The organism is Acinetobacter sp. B51(2017), assembly GCF_003711395.1.
GTDB lineage: Bacteria > Pseudomonadota > Gammaproteobacteria > Pseudomonadales > Moraxellaceae > Acinetobacter.
In genome coordinates this window covers 1-1,229 of the sequence record NZ_PJRJ01000084.1, presented here as the reverse complement: position 1 = coordinate 1,229, position 1,229 = coordinate 1, and the positions used below count along the sequence as shown (strand labels likewise).

Here is a 1,229-nt window from a genome sequence, read left to right as displayed (position 1 = left end):
TGAATAGCCACCGATTTTGTAGACACCCTTTAGTTAGATAAAATGGCTAATTAACGAGGTGCTTATGAGCAGTAAACGATACCCTGAAGAATTCAAAATTGAAGCAGTAAAACAAGTCACTGAGAAAGGTCATAGTGTGGCTGAAGTTGCTGCACGTTTAGGAACCACCACTCATAGTCTGTATGCTTGGATTAAACGTTATGATCCACAGCAACCAAAAACAATAGAATCTAGTGATCCAAGTACAGAATTAGCGAAATTAAAAAAAGAGCTGCAAAGGGTCACTGAAGAAAGGGATATTCTAAAAAAGGCCGCGGTGTACTTCGCAAGCCAGTCCAAATGAGGTACGCTTTTATTCAGGACAATCAGAACATATGGCCTATCCGTCGTTTATGTTCAGCTCTGGATGTTCATCACAGTGGTTACTATGCATGGCTAAAGCAACCTACCAGTAAAACTGCCAAGAAACGGCAACAGCTTTCAGGATTGATTAAACAATTCTGGCTGGAATCTGGTGGGTTTACGGCTATCGCAAGATTCACTGTGATTTGAAAGATGTTGGCGAAAGTTGTGGGATTAATCGAGTACATCGACTCATGAAGGCGAATGGTCTTAAATCGCAGCGTGGCTATCGTAAACCTAGAGCTCATGCTGGTACGCCATCTGTCATTGCCGCAAACACTTTAGACCGACAGTTTAATCCAACTCATCCCAATCAACTGTGGGTGACTGACATCACTTATGTCCGTACTCATGAAGGATGGTTATATCTTGCAGTTGTGATTGACTTGTTTTCACGTCTTGTTGTTGGCTGGTCAATGAAATCTAGAATCACAACAGATCTAGTTTTAGATGCACTACTGATGGCTTTGTGGCGAAGGAATCCAAAGAACAAAGTGCTGATCCATTCTGACCAAGGCAGCCAATACACCAGTCATGAATGGCAGACATTTCTCAAGCATCATAATCTTGAAAGTAGTATGAGTAGACGAGGAAATTGCCATGACAATGCTGTTGCCGAGAGCTTTTTTCAACTGTTAAAACGCGAGAGGATCAAAAAGAAAATATATGCATCAAGAACTGAGGCTAGGTCTGATATCTTTGAATATATTGAGATGTTCTACAATACAAAACGCAGGCATGGTTCCAATGGTCAGCGTTCTCCATTAGATTATGAAAAGGCCCATCAAAAGATGGTTACGTGTGTCTAGAATTTTGGTGGCTATTCA

The 1,229-nt window shown here is 41.3% G+C and carries 1 pseudogene; it reads left to right on the top strand.

Features of this window, described 5'->3' with window-relative positions:
• Window positions 1–64 precede the first annotated feature (64 nt).
• Window positions 65–1,211: pseudogene (locus tag CYK47_RS15215) on the top strand (IS3 family transposase).
• Window positions 1,212–1,229 lie beyond the last annotated feature (18 nt).